Source organism: Streptomyces telluris (assembly GCF_024519335.1).
In the GTDB taxonomy this organism is placed as follows: Bacteria; Actinomycetota; Actinomycetes; order Streptomycetales; family Streptomycetaceae; genus Streptomyces; species Streptomyces telluris.
Map to the genome: position 1 here is coordinate 61,564 of NZ_JANIID010000006.1, position 16,531 is coordinate 78,094.

11 protein-coding genes are annotated in these 16,531 nt (G+C 73.5%); 10 read left to right on the forward strand and 1 reads right to left on the reverse strand.

What is annotated here, in order from left to right; all coding sequences use genetic code 11:
• The first annotated feature begins 100 nt into the window (after window positions 1-100).
• The 6 genes from NQU55_RS08935 to obgE all read left to right on the forward strand — a co-directional run bounded on the left by NQU55_RS08935 (window position 101) and on the right by obgE (window position 9,855).
• Window positions 101-2,026 carry a TIGR03960 family B12-binding radical SAM protein gene (locus NQU55_RS08935; RefSeq protein WP_168095742.1) on the forward strand — a complete coding sequence of 642 codons (1,926 nt, stop codon included), beginning with the start codon at window positions 101-103 and terminating at the stop codon, window positions 2,024-2,026.
• A 140-nt stretch (window positions 2,027-2,166) separates the two neighbouring features.
• The gene (locus tag NQU55_RS08940) at window positions 2,167-2,952 is read left to right on the forward strand and encodes a TIGR03936 family radical SAM-associated protein (protein WP_168095743.1); all 786 of its coding nucleotides are present in this window, start codon (window positions 2,167-2,169) and stop codon (window positions 2,950-2,952) included.
• Between the two features lie 221 nt (window positions 2,953-3,173).
• Window positions 3,174-7,421 carry an Rne/Rng family ribonuclease gene (locus tag NQU55_RS08945; RefSeq protein WP_256790215.1) on the forward strand — a complete coding sequence of 1,416 codons (4,248 nt, stop codon included), beginning with the start codon at window positions 3,174-3,176 and terminating at the stop codon, window positions 7,419-7,421.
• 257 nt (window positions 7,422-7,678) lie between these two features.
• Entirely contained in the window at window positions 7,679-7,999 is a 321-nt protein-coding gene (rplU, locus tag NQU55_RS08950; RefSeq protein ID WP_030366503.1) for a 50S ribosomal protein L21, read from the forward strand.
• Between the two features lie 14 nt (window positions 8,000-8,013).
• Window positions 8,014-8,268, forward strand: a complete 255-nt coding sequence (gene rpmA / locus NQU55_RS08955; protein WP_058044469.1) for a 50S ribosomal protein L27 — start codon at window positions 8,014-8,016, stop codon at window positions 8,266-8,268.
• Between the two features lie 150 nt (window positions 8,269-8,418).
• Window positions 8,419-9,855 (forward strand): GTPase ObgE, encoded by a 1,437-nt coding sequence (obgE, locus tag NQU55_RS08960; RefSeq protein ID WP_168093236.1) that lies wholly within the window; start codon window positions 8,419-8,421, stop codon window positions 9,853-9,855.
• 286 nt (window positions 9,856-10,141) lie between these two features.
• Here obgE and NQU55_RS08965 read toward each other — a convergent pair whose 3' ends face one another.
• Window positions 10,142-12,178, reverse strand: coding sequence for a CDP-glycerol glycerophosphotransferase family protein (locus NQU55_RS08965; protein WP_168093235.1), 2,037 nt, complete (start codon window positions 12,176-12,178; stop codon window positions 10,142-10,144).
• Window positions 12,179-12,449: 271 nt separating this feature from the next.
• On the opposite strand from NQU55_RS08965, the gene proB reads away from it, so the two are divergent.
• The 4 genes from proB to NQU55_RS08985 all read left to right on the forward strand — a co-directional run bounded on the left by proB (window position 12,450) and on the right by NQU55_RS08985 (window position 16,488).
• On the forward strand, window positions 12,450-13,550 hold the full coding sequence (gene proB / locus NQU55_RS08970) for a glutamate 5-kinase (RefSeq protein WP_168093238.1): 1,101 nt from the start codon (window positions 12,450-12,452) through the stop codon (window positions 13,548-13,550).
• A 271-nt stretch (window positions 13,551-13,821) separates the two neighbouring features.
• Window positions 13,822-14,247: a DUF8830 family protein gene (locus tag NQU55_RS08975; protein ID WP_168093234.1), complete on the forward strand. Its 426-nt coding sequence runs from the start codon at window positions 13,822-13,824 to the stop codon at window positions 14,245-14,247.
• Between the two features lie 241 nt (window positions 14,248-14,488).
• Complete coding sequence (locus tag NQU55_RS08980; RefSeq protein WP_168093233.1) at window positions 14,489-15,808, forward strand: glutamate-5-semialdehyde dehydrogenase; 1,320 nt, start codon at window positions 14,489-14,491, stop codon at window positions 15,806-15,808.
• Between the two features lie 50 nt (window positions 15,809-15,858).
• Window positions 15,859-16,488 (forward strand): SCO2584 family spore wall biosynthesis protein, encoded by a 630-nt coding sequence (locus tag NQU55_RS08985; RefSeq protein WP_168093232.1) that lies wholly within the window; start codon window positions 15,859-15,861, stop codon window positions 16,486-16,488.
• Window positions 16,489-16,531: the final 43 nt, after the last annotated feature.

A 16,531-nucleotide genomic window follows, 5' to 3' on the forward strand; every position in this document is an offset into this window, starting at 1 on the left:
CCCCGCGGCCGCGGGCATTGTCAAGATCGCGTGCAAGGGGCGATTCCCGGCACGTTACGCTTGAGAGTCGCCCCTTGCCAGCTCACGAAGGTCCCCCCAGATGACTGCCGAATCGGTCTTCCCACAGCTCGAGGCCCTGCTCCCGCATGTGCAGAAGCCCATCCAGTACGTCGGTGGAGAGCTCAACTCCACGGTCAAGCCGTGGGAGAGCGCGGACGTCCGCTGGTGCCTGATGTACCCGGACGCCTACGAGGTCGGTCTGCCCAACCAGGGCGTCATGATCCTTTACGAGGTCCTCAACGAGCGCGAGGGCGTCCTCGCCGAGCGCACGTACAGCGTGTGGCCGGACCTCGAGGAGCTCATGCGCGAGCACAAGGTGCCGCAGTTCACCGTGGACAGCCACCGGCCGGTCAAGGCGTTCGACGTCTTCGGCCTGAGCTTCTCCACCGAGCTCGGCTACACCAACATGCTCACCGCGCTCGACCTGGCCGGCATCCCGCTGGAGTCGAAGAACCGCACGATCGACGACCCGATCGTGCTCGCGGGCGGTCACGCCGCCTTCAACCCCGAGCCGATCGCGGACTTCATCGACTGCGCGGTCATCGGCGACGGCGAGCAGGCCGTCCTGGAGATGACCGAGATCATCCGGGCCTGGAAGGCCGAGGGCCGCCCCGGCGGCCGCGAGGAGGTGCTGTTCCGCCTCGCGAGGACGGGCGGGGTGTACGTCCCGGCGTTCTACGACGTCGAGTACCTGCCGGACGGCCGCATCGGCCGCGTCGTGCCCAACAAGTCCGGCGTGCCGTGGCGCGTGTCCAAGCACACCGTCATGGACCTGGACGAGTGGCCGTACCCGAAGCAGCCGCTCGTGCCGCTCGCGGAGACCGTCCACGAGCGCATGTCCGTCGAGATCTTCCGCGGCTGCACCCGCGGCTGCCGCTTCTGCCAGGCCGGCATGATCACGCGCCCCGTGCGGGAGCGAAGCATCACCGGCATCGGCGAGATGGTGGAGAAGGGCCTCAAGGCGACCGGCTTCGAGGAGGTCGGCCTGCTGTCGCTGTCCTCCGCCGACCACACCGAGATCGGCGACATCGCGAAGGGCCTGGCGGACCGGTACGAGGAGGACAAGATCGGTCTGTCCCTCCCGTCCACCCGTGTGGACGCCTTCAACGTCGACCTCGCCAACGAGCTGACCCGCAACGGCCGCCGCTCCGGTCTGACGTTCGCCCCCGAGGGCGGATCCGAGCGCATGCGCAAGGTCATCAACAAGATGGTCTCGGAAGAGGACCTGATCCGCACCGTCGCCACCGCGTATGGCAACGGCTGGCGCCAGGTGAAGCTGTACTTCATGTGCGGCCTGCCGACCGAGACCGACGAGGACGTGCTCCAGATCGGCGACATGGCGGTCAACGTGATCGCCAAGGGCCGCGAGGTCTCCGGCTCCAACGACATCCGCTGCACCGTCTCCATCGGCGGCTTCGTGCCCAAGCCGCACACCCCGTTCCAGTGGGCCCCGCAGCTCTCCGCGGAGGGGACGGACGCCCGCCTGGAGAAGCTGCGCGACAAGATCCGCGGCGACAAGAAGTACGGCCGTTCGATCGGTTTCCGCTACCACGACGGCAAGCCCGGCATCATCGAGGGCCTGCTCTCGCGCGGTGACCGGCGGGTCGGCGCGGTCATCCGCGCGGTCTACGAGGACGGCGGCCGCTTCGACGGCTGGCGCGAGCACTTCTCGTACGACCGCTGGATGAAGTGCGCCGAGCGGACGCTGCCCGAGCAGGGCGTCGACGTCGCCTGGTACACGACGCGCGAGCGCACCTACGAGGAGGTCCTGCCCTGGGACCACCTGGACTCCGGTCTCGACAAGGACTGGCTCTGGGAGGACTGGCAGGACGCGCTCGACGAGACCGAGGTCGAGGACTGCCGCTGGACGCCGTGCTTCGACTGCGGCGTGTGCCCGCAGATGGACACGTCCATCCAGATCGGCCCGACGGGCAAGAAGCTGCTTCCGCTCTCCGTCGTCAAGTAAGGACGTTTGTTCGAGCGGGGGCCCTGCCGGGTTGGCAGGGCCCCCGCTGCACGTACTCTAGGTAGCAGTACGACCGCACTCACGAAGGAATCAGACCACTGGGCAAGCGACAGCCCGAAGGCCCCCCGCCCGCTCCCGCGGTGCAGCGCATTCGTCTGCGCTACACCAAGCGCGGCCGCCTCCGGTTCACCAGCCACCGTGACTTCCAGCGCGCCTTCGAGCGTGCCCTGCGGCGCGCCGAGGTGCCCATGGCGTACTCGGCGGGCTTCACCCCGCACCCCAAGGTGTCGTACGCCAATGCCGCACCCACCGGCACGGGCAGTGAGGCCGAGTACCTGGAGATCCAGCTCGCCGAGGTCCGCGAGGTGGAGCAGCTGCGCAAGCTGCTCGACGAGTCGCTGCCGGACGGGCTGGACATCACGGACGCCGTGGAGGCCCGCACGTCCTCCTTCGCCGACCGGCTGGAGGCCTCCGTCTGGGAGCTGCGGCTGGACGGCGTCGAGGCCGGGGACGCCGAGCGGGCCGTGGCGGCGTTCATGGCGGCCGAGCAGGTGGACGTCCAGCGCCGCACCAAAAACGGGTTGCGGACCTTCGACGCCCGTGGTGCCGTGATCCGGCTCGAAGCGCGGGACGCCGCGGCCGATAGGCCCGGCGACGGTCCCTGTGCGATACTGCGGCTGGTTGTTCGGCATGCCACACCCGCCGTTCGACCCGACGACGTCCTGTCCGGTCTCCGCGCTACGGCCGACCTGGCGCCGCCGGTCCCCGCTGCGGTGACCAGGCTGGCGCAGGGGCTGCTCGATGAGGAGTCCGGCACGGTGACCGACCCGCTCGCGCTTGACCGCGAAGCCGCCCCGGCCTTCCCCACCACGGCCGCCGGGCCGAGCCCCGCAGGCGATGCGCAGGTGCCGGAAGGTTCCGCGTAAGGACGGCCGTCGAAGCGCCGCCGGACACCAGGGAGCCACCCGGTGCGGCAGGCGCACTGACCAGGAGACTTTCGCCGGTGCCGATGAGCATCGGACCCGGCGAGCGAGACGACAGCTCCCGTGCGGCGACCGCGCCCCGGACGGCGGTACCGCGCACATCACGCGGGCCGGCGGGCCGGAACCGGCGCGGCGCCCGGGAGCGTGACGGGAGAACCGCCCGCATGCTCGAATCCATTGAGCCCACCGAGCCCGGCTCCGCCGGGACCGAGGACAACAACAGCCCCAGCGACACGCTGCCGGCACGTCGCCGCCGCCGTGCGGCTTCCCGCCCCGCGGGCCCGCCGGCCGCGGCCGCCGCCTCTTCCGAGGCCCCCGAAGCCGCCGCCGCACCCGCGGCCGAGGCACCTGCCGCGCCGGAGGCCGAGGCCCCGGCCGCCCCTTCGACGCCCGCCCGCCCGCGCCGCCGCGCCACCCGCAAGGCCGCCGCGCCCTCCGGCGCCCCGAAGGCCGCCGAGCCCGCCGTGGCGACCGCGCCCGAGGTGGCCGAGTCCCCGCAGCCGGTCGAGCTGACCGCAGAGCCCGCCGAGGAGCCCGCGGCCGAGCCCGCTCCCCGTACGCGCCGCCGCGCCACCCGTAAGGCCACCGCCCCGGCGGGTTCGCCCAAGGGCGCCGCGGCCGTCGTCGAGCCGGTCGAGCCGGCCGTCGCCGTCGCCGTCGAGGAAGAGGCCGAGGAGGTGGCCGAGGAGCTGCAGGAGGCCCCTGCCGCCCCCGCCCGCCCGCGTCGCCGCGCCACTCGTAAGGCCACTGCGCCCGCCGGTGCCCCGAAGGCCGCCGAAGCCGCCGAGCCCGTCGAGGCCCCGGCCGCCGCTCCGGTCGCCGAGGCCGCCCCCGAGGCCGCCGAGGCCGCCGCCCCGGCCCGTCCGCGTCGCCGCGCGACCCGTAAGGCCACTGCGCCCGCCGGTGCCCCGAAGGCCGCCGAAGCCGCCGAGCCGGTCGTCGCCGAGGCCGTCGCCGAGCCCGTGGAGGCTCCGGCCGCCGCCCCTGAGGCCGCCGAAGCCGCCGCCCCCGCCCGTCCGCGCCGCCGCGCCGTGCGCCGTGCCTCCGCCCCGGCCGGTGCGCCTGAGGCCGCCGAGGCCGTCGTGGAGCCGTCCGCGCCGGTCGCCGAGGCCGCCGAGCCCGTGGCCGAGGAGCCGCAGGAGGCCCCGGCCGCCCCGGCCCGTACGCGCCGCCGCGCCACCCGTAAGGCCACCGCCCCGGCGGCCGCCGAGCAGGTGACCGAGCCCGCCGAGGCCGAGGCCGCCGCCGAGCCCGAGGAGCAGGCCCCCGCCGCCGAGCCCCGTGGCCGCCGCACGCGCCGCCGCGCCGCCGCCCCCGCCACCGCCGAGGCCGAGCAGCCCGCCGAGGCCGCCGCCGAGCCGGCTCCGGCCCGTGCGCGGACGCGCCGCCGTGTCGCCGCCGGTGACGCCGAGCAGGCCGCCGCCGCCCTCGAGGCGGCCAAGGAGGCGAGCCGCGCCCGCGAGGCCGAGGCCGCCCCGGCCGCGGAGCCCGCCGCCCCCGCGCGGGGCCGCCGCCGCGCCGTGCGCCCCCCGACGGCCGTCTTCCAGGCGCCCGTCTTCACCGAGCCGATGTTCCAGACCCCGGAGACCGCCGCCGCTGCCGCCGCCGCGGCCGCCGAGGAGGAGCGGCCCGAGGCCGAGGTCGTGGAGGAGCGCGTCGTCGAGGCGCAGCCCGTCGGCCGCCGCCGTCGCCGCCGCCGTGGCGAGCCCGCCGAGGCCGAGCAGGTGGAGGCCGCCCCGGTCGCCGCCGCGGCCGAGGAGGAGCCGGAGGCCGAGCCCGAGGAGGCCGCCGAGGCCGCCGCCGAGGACGAGGAGCAGGGCGAGCGCCCGTCGCGCCGCCGCCGCCGTGGTGGCCGCCGCCGTCGCCGTGGCGAGGCCGCGGACGCCGAGGGCGAGCTCGAGGACGAGCAGGCCGCCGAGGCCGAGGAGGCCGAGGCCCGCGAGGAGGAGGCCGAAGAGGCCGAGGAGGCCGAGGGCAGCTCCAGCAGCCGTCGCCGCCGTCGCCGTCGCCGCCGCAGCGGCGAGGCCATCGACACCGAGCCGGGTGCGGACGAGCCCGAGCGCACGGTCGTCAAGGTCCGCGAGCCGCGCAAGCGCGAGGAGCGCGAGCCGGGCACCGGCTTCGACGAGGTGCAGTCCATCAAGGGCTCGACCCGCATGGAGGCGAAGAAGCAGCGCCGCCGTGAGGGCCGCGAGCAGGGCCGCCGCCGCGTGCCGATCATCACGGAGGCCGAGTTCCTGGCCCGCCGTGAGGCCGTCGAGCGGGTGATGGTCGTCCGCCAGAGCGGTGAGCGCACCCAGATCGGCGTGCTGGAGGACAACGTCCTCGTCGAGCACTTCGTCAACAAGGAGCAGGCCACCAGCTACGTCGGCAACGTCTACCTGGGCAAGGTCCAGAACGTGCTGCCGTCGATGGAGGCCGCCTTCGTCGACATCGGCAAGGGCCGCAACGCCGTCCTGTACGCCGGCGAGGTCAACTTCGAGGCGCTCGGCATGGGCAACGGCCCACGCCGCATCGAGACCGCGCTGAAGTCCGGCCAGTCCGTGCTCGTCCAGGTCACCAAGGACCCGATCGGCCACAAGGGCGCGCGTCTGACCAGCCAGGTCTCCCTCCCGGGCCGCTACCTCGTGTACGTGCCCGAGGGTTCGATGACCGGCATCAGCCGCAAGCTGCCCGACACCGAGCGCGCGCGTCTGAAGACCATCCTCAAGAAGATCGTCCCCGAGGACGCGGGCGTGATCGTGCGCACCGCCGCCGAGGGTGCGAGCGAGGACGAGCTGCGCCGTGACGTCGAGCGTCTGCAGGCGCAGTGGGAGGACATCCAGAAGAAGGCGAAGCAGATCTCGACGAGCTCGCCGAGCCTGCTGTACGGCGAGCCGGACATGACCGTCCGCGTCGTCCGCGACATCTTCAACGAGGACTTCTCCAAGGTCATCGTCAGCGGTGACCAGGCCTGGGAGACCATCCACGGCTACGTCTCGCACGTCGCGCCGGACCTGGCCGACCGCCTGCAGAAGTGGACGTCGGACGTCGACGTCTTCGCCACGTACCGGATCGACGAGCAGCTGATGAAGGCGCTGGACCGCAAGGTCTGGCTGCCGAGCGGCGGCTCCCTGGTGATCGACCGGACCGAGGCGATGGTCGTCGTCGACGTCAACACCGGCAAGTTCACCGGCCAGGGCGGCAACCTGGAGGAGACGGTCACCAGGAACAACCTGGAGGCGGCCGAGGAGATCGTGCGCCAGCTGCGGCTGCGCGACCTCGGCGGCATCATCGTGATCGACTTCATCGACATGGTGCTGGAGTCCAACCGGGACCTGGTGCTGCGGCGCCTGCTGGAGTGCCTGGGCCGGGACCGCACGAAGCACCAGGTCGCCGAGGTGACCTCGCTGGGCCTGGTCCAGATGACCCGCAAGCGGGTGGGCCAGGGCCTGCTGGAGTCCTTCTCCGAGGGCTGCGTGCACTGCAACGGCCGCGGCGTGATCGTCCACATGGACCAGCCGGCGTCCGTCGGCGGCGGTGGCGGCAAGCGCGGCAAGAAGAAGGGCAAGGGCGCGGGCGCCGCGGCCGAGCACGAGCACGTGCACGAGGCGGCTCCGGCCGCCGAGGAGGCCCCCTCGATCGTGGAGGCCCCCGCGGCCGCCGCCGTCGAGCCGGCCCCCGAGGCGCCCGAGCTGGAGCCGGTGGCCGTGACCGAGGCGCAGCTGCAGCCGTCGGTCGGCGGTGACGAGGAGTGGTTCGGCAGCGCCGCGGAAGCGGAGGCGGCCGTCTCCTCCAAGCGTGGCCGTACGCGCCGCCGGGCGACCCGCAAGGCGTCCGCTCCGGCGGGTGCGCCGCGGGCCGCTGCCGAGGCGGAGCCCGAGGTCGTCGTGGAGGCGCCCGCACCGCAGGCCGCCGCCCCGGAGGCCGTCGTCGAGCCGGTCGCGGAGCCGAAGGCCGAGGCCGTCGAGCCCGTTGCCGAGCCGGTCGCGGAGCCCGTGGCGGAGGCGGCCCCGGCCGCGCCGGCCCGTGCGCGCCGCCGGGTGACCCGCCGGGCCTCCGCGCCCGCCGGCTCCCCGTCGGACACCGAGGCCGCCGTCGTGGTCGTCCCGTCCGTGGCCCCGGCCGCGGAGCCGGAGTCCGCTCCGGTGGAGGCCCCGGCCGCGGAGCCGGTCGCCGAGGGCGTCGACGAGGCGGAGGCCGCTGCCCCCGCCGAGAAGCCCGCCCGCAAGACGGCCGCGAAGAAGGCCACCGCCAAGAAGGCGCCGGCGAAGAAGGCCGCCGCCAAGAAGACGGCGGCCAAGAAGACGACGACGACCGCGAAGAAGGCCACGGCCAAGAAGACCGCCACGAAGACGGCGGCCAAGAAGGCCCCGGCCAAGCGGACGACGAAGAAGGCGGCCGCGGAAGCGGTGTCCTCCTCGGAGGACTGAGTGGCGTAGTGCCGGGCCCGGACCGGGCCCGGCACCGCCGCGACGGCGACCGGTTCCCCGTCAAGGGGGCCGGTTTGACCCGTTCGTCAAGGGCACGTAATCTTGACGGTCGGTGTCTGTTACGGCACCACGCCACTGAGCAAACACCTTCCGGCCACGCCGGGAGAGGCCGCTCGTCCACTCGGACAGTCACGGGCCCGGCCCGTGCGAGCGGCTGGCATCAGAGGTTCCTTTACTAGCGAGAGAGTGAGATCCGCGTGTACGCAATCGTGCGTAGCGGTGGTCGCCAGCACAAGGTTGCTGTCGGCGACATCGTCGAGGTTGACAAGATTTCCACCGGCAAGGTGGGCGACGCGGTCGAGCTCTCGACGCTGCTCGTCGTCGACGGCGAGAACGTCACCAGCGACCCGTGGGTCCTGGCCGGCATCAAGGTCTCGGCCGAGATCGTCGACCACCACAAGGGTGCCAAGATCGACATCCTGAAGTACAAGAACAAGACCGGTTACCGCAAGCGCATCGGTCACCGCCAGCAGTACACCGCGGTGAAGATCACCGGCATCCCCACGGCTGCGAAGTAAGGGACTGAGGAGACATGGCACACAAGAAGGGCGCATCGTCCACCCGGAACGGTCGCGACTCCAACGCTCAGCGGCTCGGCGTGAAGCGCTTCGGCGGTCAGGTCGTCAACGCCGGTGAGATCCTGGTCCGCCAGCGTGGCACCCACTTCCACCCGGGCGCCGGTGTCGGTCGCGGTGGCGACGACACGCTGTTCGCGCTTGAGGCCGGTGCGGTGCAGTTCGGCACCCACCGTGGCCGCAAGGTCGTCAACATCGTTCCGGCTGTCTGATCCAACGGGATCCTGACGCCGTAGAGCGATAACGAGGGCGGACCTCCCTTCCCTGTACGGGAAGCGGGTCCGCCCTCGCTGCGTTACAACAGAGACAATTCCGTACTTCCCCCAGCCTGCGGCCGGGGGACCCCCAGGAGGCACACCGCTATGACCACCTTCGTGGACCGCGTCGAGCTGCACGTCGCCGCGGGTAACGGAGGCCACGGCTGCGCCTCCGTACACCGTGAGAAGTTCAAGCCGCTCGGCGGCCCGGACGGTGGCAACGGCGGCCGTGGCGGCGACGTGATCCTGGTCGTGGACCAGTCGGTCACGACCCTGCTCGAGTACCACCACAGCCCCCACCGCAAGGCCACCAACGGCAAGCCCGGCGAGGGCGGCAACCGCTCCGGCAAGGACGGTTCCGACCTGGTCCTGCCCGTCCCGGACGGCACCGTCGTCCTCGACGCCAAGGGCAACGTCCTGGCCGACCTCGTCGGCGAGGGCACCACCTACATCGCCGCCCAGGGCGGCCGCGGCGGCCTCGGCAACGCCGCGCTGGCCTCCGCCCGCCGCAAGGCGCCCGGCTTCGCGCTGCTGGGCGAGCCCGGCCAGACCGGCGACGTCGTCCTGGAGCTCAAGACCGTCGCCGACGTGGCCCTCGTCGGCTTCCCGAGCGCCGGCAAGTCCTCGCTGATCTCGGTGCTCTCCGCGGCCAAGCCGAAGATCGCCGACTACCCCTTCACCACGCTCGTCCCGAACCTGGGCGTGGTCACGGCCGGCGCGACCGTCTACACCATCGCCGACGTGCCCGGTCTGATCCCCGGCGCCAGCCAGGGCAAGGGCCTCGGCCTGGAGTTCCTGCGCCACGTCGAGCGCTGCTCGGTGCTCGTGCACGTGCTGGACACCGCGACGCTGGAGTCCGAGCGCGACCCGCTGACCGACCTCGACGTCATCGAGGCGGAGCTGCGCGAGTACGGCGGCCTGGAGGACCGGCCGCGCATCGTCGTCCTCAACAAGGTCGACATCCCCGACGGCCAGGACCTCGCGGACATGATCCGCCCCGACCTGGAGGCCCGCGGCTACCGCATCTTCGAGGTCTCCGCCGTCTCCCGGCACGGCCTGAAGGAGCTGTCCTTCGCGCTGGCCGGCATCGTCGCCGAGGCGCGCGCCGCCAAGCCGAAGCAGGAGGCGACCCGCATCGTCATCCGGCCGAAGGCCGTCGACGACGCGGGCTTCACCGTCACCCTGGAGGAGGACGGCCTCTACCGCGTGCGCGGCGAGAAGCCGGAGCGCTGGGTGCGCCAGACCGACTTCAACAACGACGAGGCCGTGGGCTACCTGGCCGACCGCCTCAACCGCCTCGGCGTCGAGGACGAGCTGCTGAAGGCCGGTGCCCGCGCGGGCGACGGCGTCGCCATCGGCTCCGAGGACGACGCGGTCGTCTTCGACTGGGAGCCGTCGATGGCCGCCGGCGCGGAGATGCTGGGCCGCCGCGGCGAGGACCACCGCCTGGAGGCCCCGCGGCCCGCGGCGCAGCGCCGCCGCGACCGCGACGCGGAGCGCGACGAGGCGGACCGCGAGTTCGACGAGTTCAACCCGTTCTAAGGGTGCCGTGCCCGCGGCTCCGCCGCGGGCACACGCCCCTTAGGGGCGCGGGGAACTGCGCGAGCAACCACAGTCGGCCCGCAGTCGACGACGGCGCGCGGCCTCCGCCCGTACGTCACGGCGCACTTGAGGCAGCGCGCTGAGCCGGTCAGGCGGCTGAAGGCTGTCTTCGGCTGGTCGCGCAGTTCCCCGCGCCCCTGGCGGGGCGCGGTCCGCGCACATGGGAACCCCATGACGAAGGCCCCGGGAGGAAACCTCCCGGGGCCTTCGTCATGCTGACGGAGTCTTACACCGCGGCAGCGGTATCCGCCTCGCGCTGCGTCGGAATCTCGGAGGCGCGAGCCTCCATCCGCGCACGCCGGGCGTCTGCCTCCGCGGCGAGCGCCAGCGCCGCCGCGTTGAAGCGGACGAGCGACGGCGGGTCGGACGGGCCGAGCAGCTGGACCTTGAGCTCGGCGCGGGCCTCGGCGAGGCCGTCCAGGCGGGGGTCGCGGACGGCCGCGAGCAGCCCCGCGACCTCGCCGGCCTCCGGGGTGAGGATGGTCGCCGCGCTGACGGTCGGGAAGTTCGCGCGGAACTCCTCCTCGGTCATGCCGCTGGTGTTCGCGACGGCGTACGGCTTCTCGCTGATGAGGTAGTCCGAGACGACGCTCGACACGTCGCTGATCAGGACGTCCGCCTCGTTGAAGCAGCTGAAGAGCGCCGGGCGGGCGGTGGTGATGATCTGGTGCTCCCACTCCGGCAGGGAGGCCCAGTAGGCGCTCTCCCAGGCGGTGGTGGCGGCCTCGACGGTCGCGGCGCGCCCCGGCTCGGGCGTGCCCTGGAGCATCATCCGCTCGATCTCGTCCGCGCTGTCACGGAAGGTGCTGGTGGTGAGGCGGTCCAGCTCGGCCGTGCGGCGCTCCAGCTCGGCGGCGGTCTCCGGGCCCGGACGGGCGCCGTTCCGGGCGGCGTTGGCCTCGCGGATCATGGCCTGGATGCGCTCGTTGGCCCGGCCCGCGCGCGGGTCGACGGAGCCGGTCATCGGGTGCGGCTTGTAGAGCAGGCGCACCTTGGGGTCGGCGAGGAGCTCGCGGACGATGTTCTCGCCGGCGAGCATCACCGAGGTGTTGCCGGGGTTGCCGTCCCAGCCCTCCCACGTGGGGGCGTAGAGCACGGTCGTCAGCTCGCGGGCGGGCGCGCCCGCGTACGGCCGGATCGGGGCCAGCTGCGGGCGGCCGACCTCGACCACGTCGCGGTCGTCGACGCCGATGTCGGCGAGCTGGTAGCGCTCGCGGGCGGCGGGGCCGGCGACCCAGATCTCGTCGTACGCCTTGGAGTAGGGGTTGCAGCTGGAGAGCTTGTCGCTCTCGCCGTGGTTGATGAAGGCGTGCTTGATCGACGGCATCCGCAGGACCTGCGAGGTCTTACCGGAGTTCGCCGGGTGGATCATCATCTTCAGCGAGGACTTCTCCAGGGCCATCAGGTGGACGACCTTGGGGATGCAGATGATCGGCACGTCGGTGGCCTCGATCTTCTGCACCATGAAGCGCTCGCGGAGCACGATCACGGGGTTGCCGTCGAGCGCGGCGAGGGTGGAGAGCCACATGTTGGCCTGGTAGGCCGAGGTGGTGCCGCCCGAGAAGTACATGCCGCCGGTGGGCTTGTAGTCGGCCAGCCAGCGGTCGAGCCACTCCAGGGCGCGCTGCTCGTTCGCGATGCGCTTCTTCGGCCGCAGCCAGCCCGCGAGGTGGAGCGTGCCGCCGGCGGCGAGCAGGAGGGCCAGGCCGATGCCGAGCATGCCCCACAGGGGCTTCTCGGTGCCGACGGTGACCAGCAGGCCCGCGGTGGCCGGGATCGCGAAGCGCAGCAGCCGGCGGCCGTGCTGGCGGGCCAGCAGGCGCGGCGGGGCGGCGGTCAGGCGCAGGCCGGAGGTGTCGATGTTGCGCGTCACGAAGGGCAGCGTGCGGCTGCGGCGGACCATGATCGCGGTGGCCTGGCAGGCGAGGTGCGCGGCGTAGAAGAGGACGAGCCCGACGAAGAGGGGGGCGTATCCGCGCAGCGAGCCGTCGCCCTGGAGCCGCAGGAGCCCGAGGAGGATCAGCATGTCGCGCAGCAGCTGCCGGACCATGACGTCGAAGCGGACCTTGCCGAGGACGGCGACGAGACCGGGGTCACGGTGCTGCAGGTAGAGATCGAGGGCGAGCCCCGCCGCGGACGCGGCGATCAGCAGCGCCACGTTGGGCAGCAGCGCGCCGACGAGCTGCGTGGCGAAGAACACCAGCATCGCGAGGAGCGCCGCGGCCTGGACGGCGCGTCGGGAGGCTGTTCCGGCAGAAGGCACTGGGAGGGCTCCTGGCAGGCGGACTAGGGGGGACTGTGGGCGTGGGGGAACCGTGCCTGGGCAACGGTCGACTACCGACCGTATGACGCGGGCTGGTCCACGAGCAATCTTCCGTGACGGCAATCATCGCAAAACAGGGCCGAACGACCACAATCCCAGGCGGTAGATTTGCGGGCCTGAGGCAGCCCGGAAGAGGCGGGCGACCGGCGAATCACCTGAGGTGTGTGCAGTGACTGGGGCAGGGGAGCAGCAAGGGGCCCGTGAGGCGGCGGTGGCGGGCGCCCGCAGGATCGTGGTCAAGGTGGGGTCCTCCTCGCTCACCACCGCGGGCGGGGGGCTGGACGCGGACCGTGTTGACGCGCTGGTCGACACGCTCGCCAAGACCACCGGCGAGAAGGAGGTCGTGCTGGTCTCCTCCGGCGCGATCGCGGCCGGCCTGGCCCCGCTGGGCCTCGACCGCCGCCCGCGCGACCTGGCGCGCCAGCAGGCCGCCGCGAGCGTCGGCCAGGGCCTCCTCGTGGCCCGTTACACCGCGTCCTTCGCCCGTTACGGCCGGCGCGTGGGCCAGGTGCTGCTCACGACGGACGACACCAGCCGCCGTGCGCACTACCGCAACGCCCGCCGGACGCTGGACCAGCTCCTGGCCATGGGTGCGGTGCCGGTCGTCAACGAGAACGACACGGTGGCCACGGACGAGATCCGCTTCGGCGACAACGACCGGCTGGCCGCCCTCGTGGCCCACCTCGTCCGGGCCGACCTGCTGGTGCTCCTCTCCGACGTGGACGGCCTCTACGACGGCGACCCCAGCACGCCTGGCACCTCGCGGATCGCCGAGGTCACCGGGCCGAAGGACCTGGAGGGCATCTCGATCGGCAGCGCGGGCAAGGCCGGCGTCGGCACCGGCGGCATGGTCACCAAGGTCGACGCGGCCCGGATCGCGGCGGCCGCCGGCATCCCGGTCGTGCTGACCGCGGCCAGCCGGGCGGCGGACGCCCTCGCGGGCCGCCCCACCGGCACGTTCTTCCACCGCACGGGGCGCCGCTCCGCCGACCGCCTGCTGTGGCTCGCCCACGCCTCCGCGCCGCAGGGCGCCCTGACGCTCGACGACGGCGCCGTGCGCGCCGTGGTGGACGGCAACGGCTCGCTGCTGCCCGCCGGCATCGCCGGGGTCGAGGGCGAATTCAGCGCGGGCGATCCGGTCGAGCTGCGCGATTCCGCGGGCCGGGCCGTCGCGCGCGGGCTGGTGGCCTTCGACGCCGCGGAGATCCCCCAGCTGCTCGGCCGCTCCACCCGCGACCTGGCCCGGGAGCTCGGGCCCGAGTACGAGCGCGAGGTCGTGCACCGTGACGACCTCGTCGTGCTGCGCCGCTGACGGGCGTCGAACACGGCGCGACAGGACGGCGACGGAGTGTGGTAAGTCCAGCCTTTCCATGGGGCCTTTCCGTGAAAACGCCACGCGGCCGCCCGCAGACTGGTCAACTTTGATGCGAGGCACATGCGGGGCGCCGTTCCGGGCAGGCGGGTTCCCGCGTACCACCGCTCCGCCGCACGCACGCGGAGCAGCGAGCAACAGGAGGCCGCCGGTGAGACGAGGGCGCCCAGGGGCGCTGCCCCGCGCTGGAGGCACGCCCCCAGCCACGGCTGTGGGCTCCTCCGCCCAGGCCCGCGGGGCCGTGGGGGAGCCGCGCACGCTGACCAGCGTCGGGGGCGGGGGCGATCCGGTGGAAGTGTCCCGGCTGTGGCACATCACCCTGAGCGTCTCGGGCGCCGAGGCGCCGCTCGCCGAGGTCCGGCGGGCGCTGGAGCAGCTCGCCCACGACCACCCCTTCCTGCTGACCAGCCGCTACGCCCACGACCACGCCGAGATCCGCTACTGGGAGGAGGCGCGCGACCTGCACGACGCCGCGGCGGTCGCGCTCCGGCTGTGGGGCGAGCACCGCTCGACGGCCCGGCTCCCGCCGTGGGAGATCGTGGGCCTGGAGGTCATCGACCGGGAGACCTACCACCAGCGCATCGCGGCGGGCTACGGCCCCCTGCCGGCCACACCGGTGGGGGTGCACCCGTTCTGAACGTTCCCTGACGCCGCCGGGCCCGGTGGAATCGCCCGCCGCCGCGGCGCGCAACCCCGCCGGGGTTCCGGCTGTGCCGGACGGGCTCCGGCCGGCCGGGTGCCGGGTGCCGGGTGCCGGGACCCGCGAACCGTCCGGCCCGGCCCATGACGACGAGGCGACCCCGTCCGTAGCGCGGACGCCGCGTCCACAGTCCGAAACGCGTCGTGGCTCCCGGCCCCACGCGACTACGCTTCCAGCCATGAGCAGCGTTTTCCCCTCCCCCCTCGCCGACCCGATGCCGCAGTCCCCGGTGCTCCGCGCCGCCTACCGCGCCCGCGCCGCCGCCGCGGACCTGGCGCCACTGCCGCGCTCGGTGAAGGACGAGGCGCTGCTGGCGATCGCCGACGCCCTCGAGGCGCGGACGAAGGAGATCGTCGACGCCAACGCCGAGGACGTGGCCAAGGCCCGTGCCGCCGGTACGAGCGAGAGCGTCGTCGACCGGCTGACCCTCACCCCGGAGCGGGTGCGGGCCATCGCCAAGGACGTCCGCGACGTCGTCGCCCTGCCCGACCCGGTGGGCGAGGTCGTCCGCGGCTCCACCCTCCCCAACGGCATCGACCTGCGCCAGGTCCGGGTGCCGCTCGGCGTCGTCGGGATCATCTACGAGGCCCGGCCCAACGTGACCGTCGACGCGGCCGCCCTGTGCCTGAAGTCGGGCAACGCCGTCCTGCTGCGGGGCTCCTCCTCCGCGTACGCCTCCAACACCGCGCTCGTGCGCGTCATCCGCGACGCCGTGGGCGGTGCGGGCCTGCCGGCCGACGCCGTGCAGCTGGTGCCGGGCGAGAGCCGCGACTCCGTGCGGGAGCTGATGCGCGCCCGCGGCATGGTCGACGTGCTGATCCCGCGCGGCGGCGCCTCCCTGATCCGCACCGTCGTCGAGGAGTCCACGGTCCCCGTGATCGAGACGGGCACCGGCAACTGCCACGTGTACGTGGACGCCCGGGCCGACCTGGACATGGCCGTGGAGATCCTCGTCAACTCCAAGGCGCAGCGCGTGAGCGTGTGCAACGCGGCCGAGACCCTCCTCGTCCACCAGGACATCGCGCAGGAGTTCCTGCCGAAGGCGCTCGCCGCCCTGGCGGAGGCCGGGGTGACCGTGCACGGCTGCGAGCGCGTCCTCGCGCTGGCCGGGGGAAGCCCGGCCGCCGTGGTGCCGGCGACCGCCGAGGACTGGGAGACCGAGTACCTGTCGTACGACATCGCCGCGGCGGTCGTGGACGACCTGGACGCCGCCGTCCGCCACATCCGGCTGTGGTCCTCCGGCCACACCGAGGCCATCGTCACCACCTCGCAGGCCGCCGCCCGCCGCTTCACCCAGCTGGTGGACTCGACGACCGTCGCGGTCAACGCCTCGACGCGGTTCACGGACGGCAGCCAGTTCGGCTTCGGCGCCGAGATCGGCATCTCCACGCAGAAGCTCCACGCGCGCGGCCCGATGGGCCTGCCCGAGCTGACCTCGACGAAGTACATCGTCACCGGCGACGGCCACGTGCGCGGCGGCGGGCTTCCCGCGAGCTGAATTCCCCTACGGGCCGCACGGATTGACCCTTCCGGGGCTACGCTGGACGAGTGCCGGACGACGTGGGGGGCCAGCCGTTCCCGGACGGCGAGGAGCCCGACAGCTACCGCAGCGGGGACGATCCCTTCGCCTCCGTGGTCTTCGACGAGGAGTTCGTGCGGTCCGCCAGGATCCACGAGCCCTCCGCGGTCGAGCGGATGCTCGCCGCCGACCGGGCCCGCGCCGAGAGCGAGACCTCGCAGTCCGCTCAGCGCTCCCGGTCCGGCGGCGGCTCCGCCGACGACGATCCCTACGACGACTACGAGGACGGCTTCGGCGGCGCCGCGCCCGGGTACCACCCGGGCCGTGCGGGCACCTGGCCCACCCTCACCCACGACCTCGACCCCGACGACGCCTACGGGCCGTACGGCCGCCACGGCGGCCTCCGGCGGCCCTACCGGGGCCATGCCCGCTGGCACCGCCCGGTGGCCTGGGTGCTCGCCGTGGTGATGGGCATAGGCGTGGTGGCCCTCGCCTTCGCCGCCGTCTACCGCAGCGCCTCCTCGGGCAATCGGCCGAGCTCCGATCCGCCGCCCGCGACCAGCGGGGTGGACGCCCCGGCCGGGGCCCGGCCGGGCCCGTTGCCCTCCGTATCGGCGGACTCCGAGCCTCCGGTGGCCTCGGCGGTGCCCCGGCCCTGAGGGACGCCGGAAATCACCGGTCCGGGGCCACGGGCTCACCGCC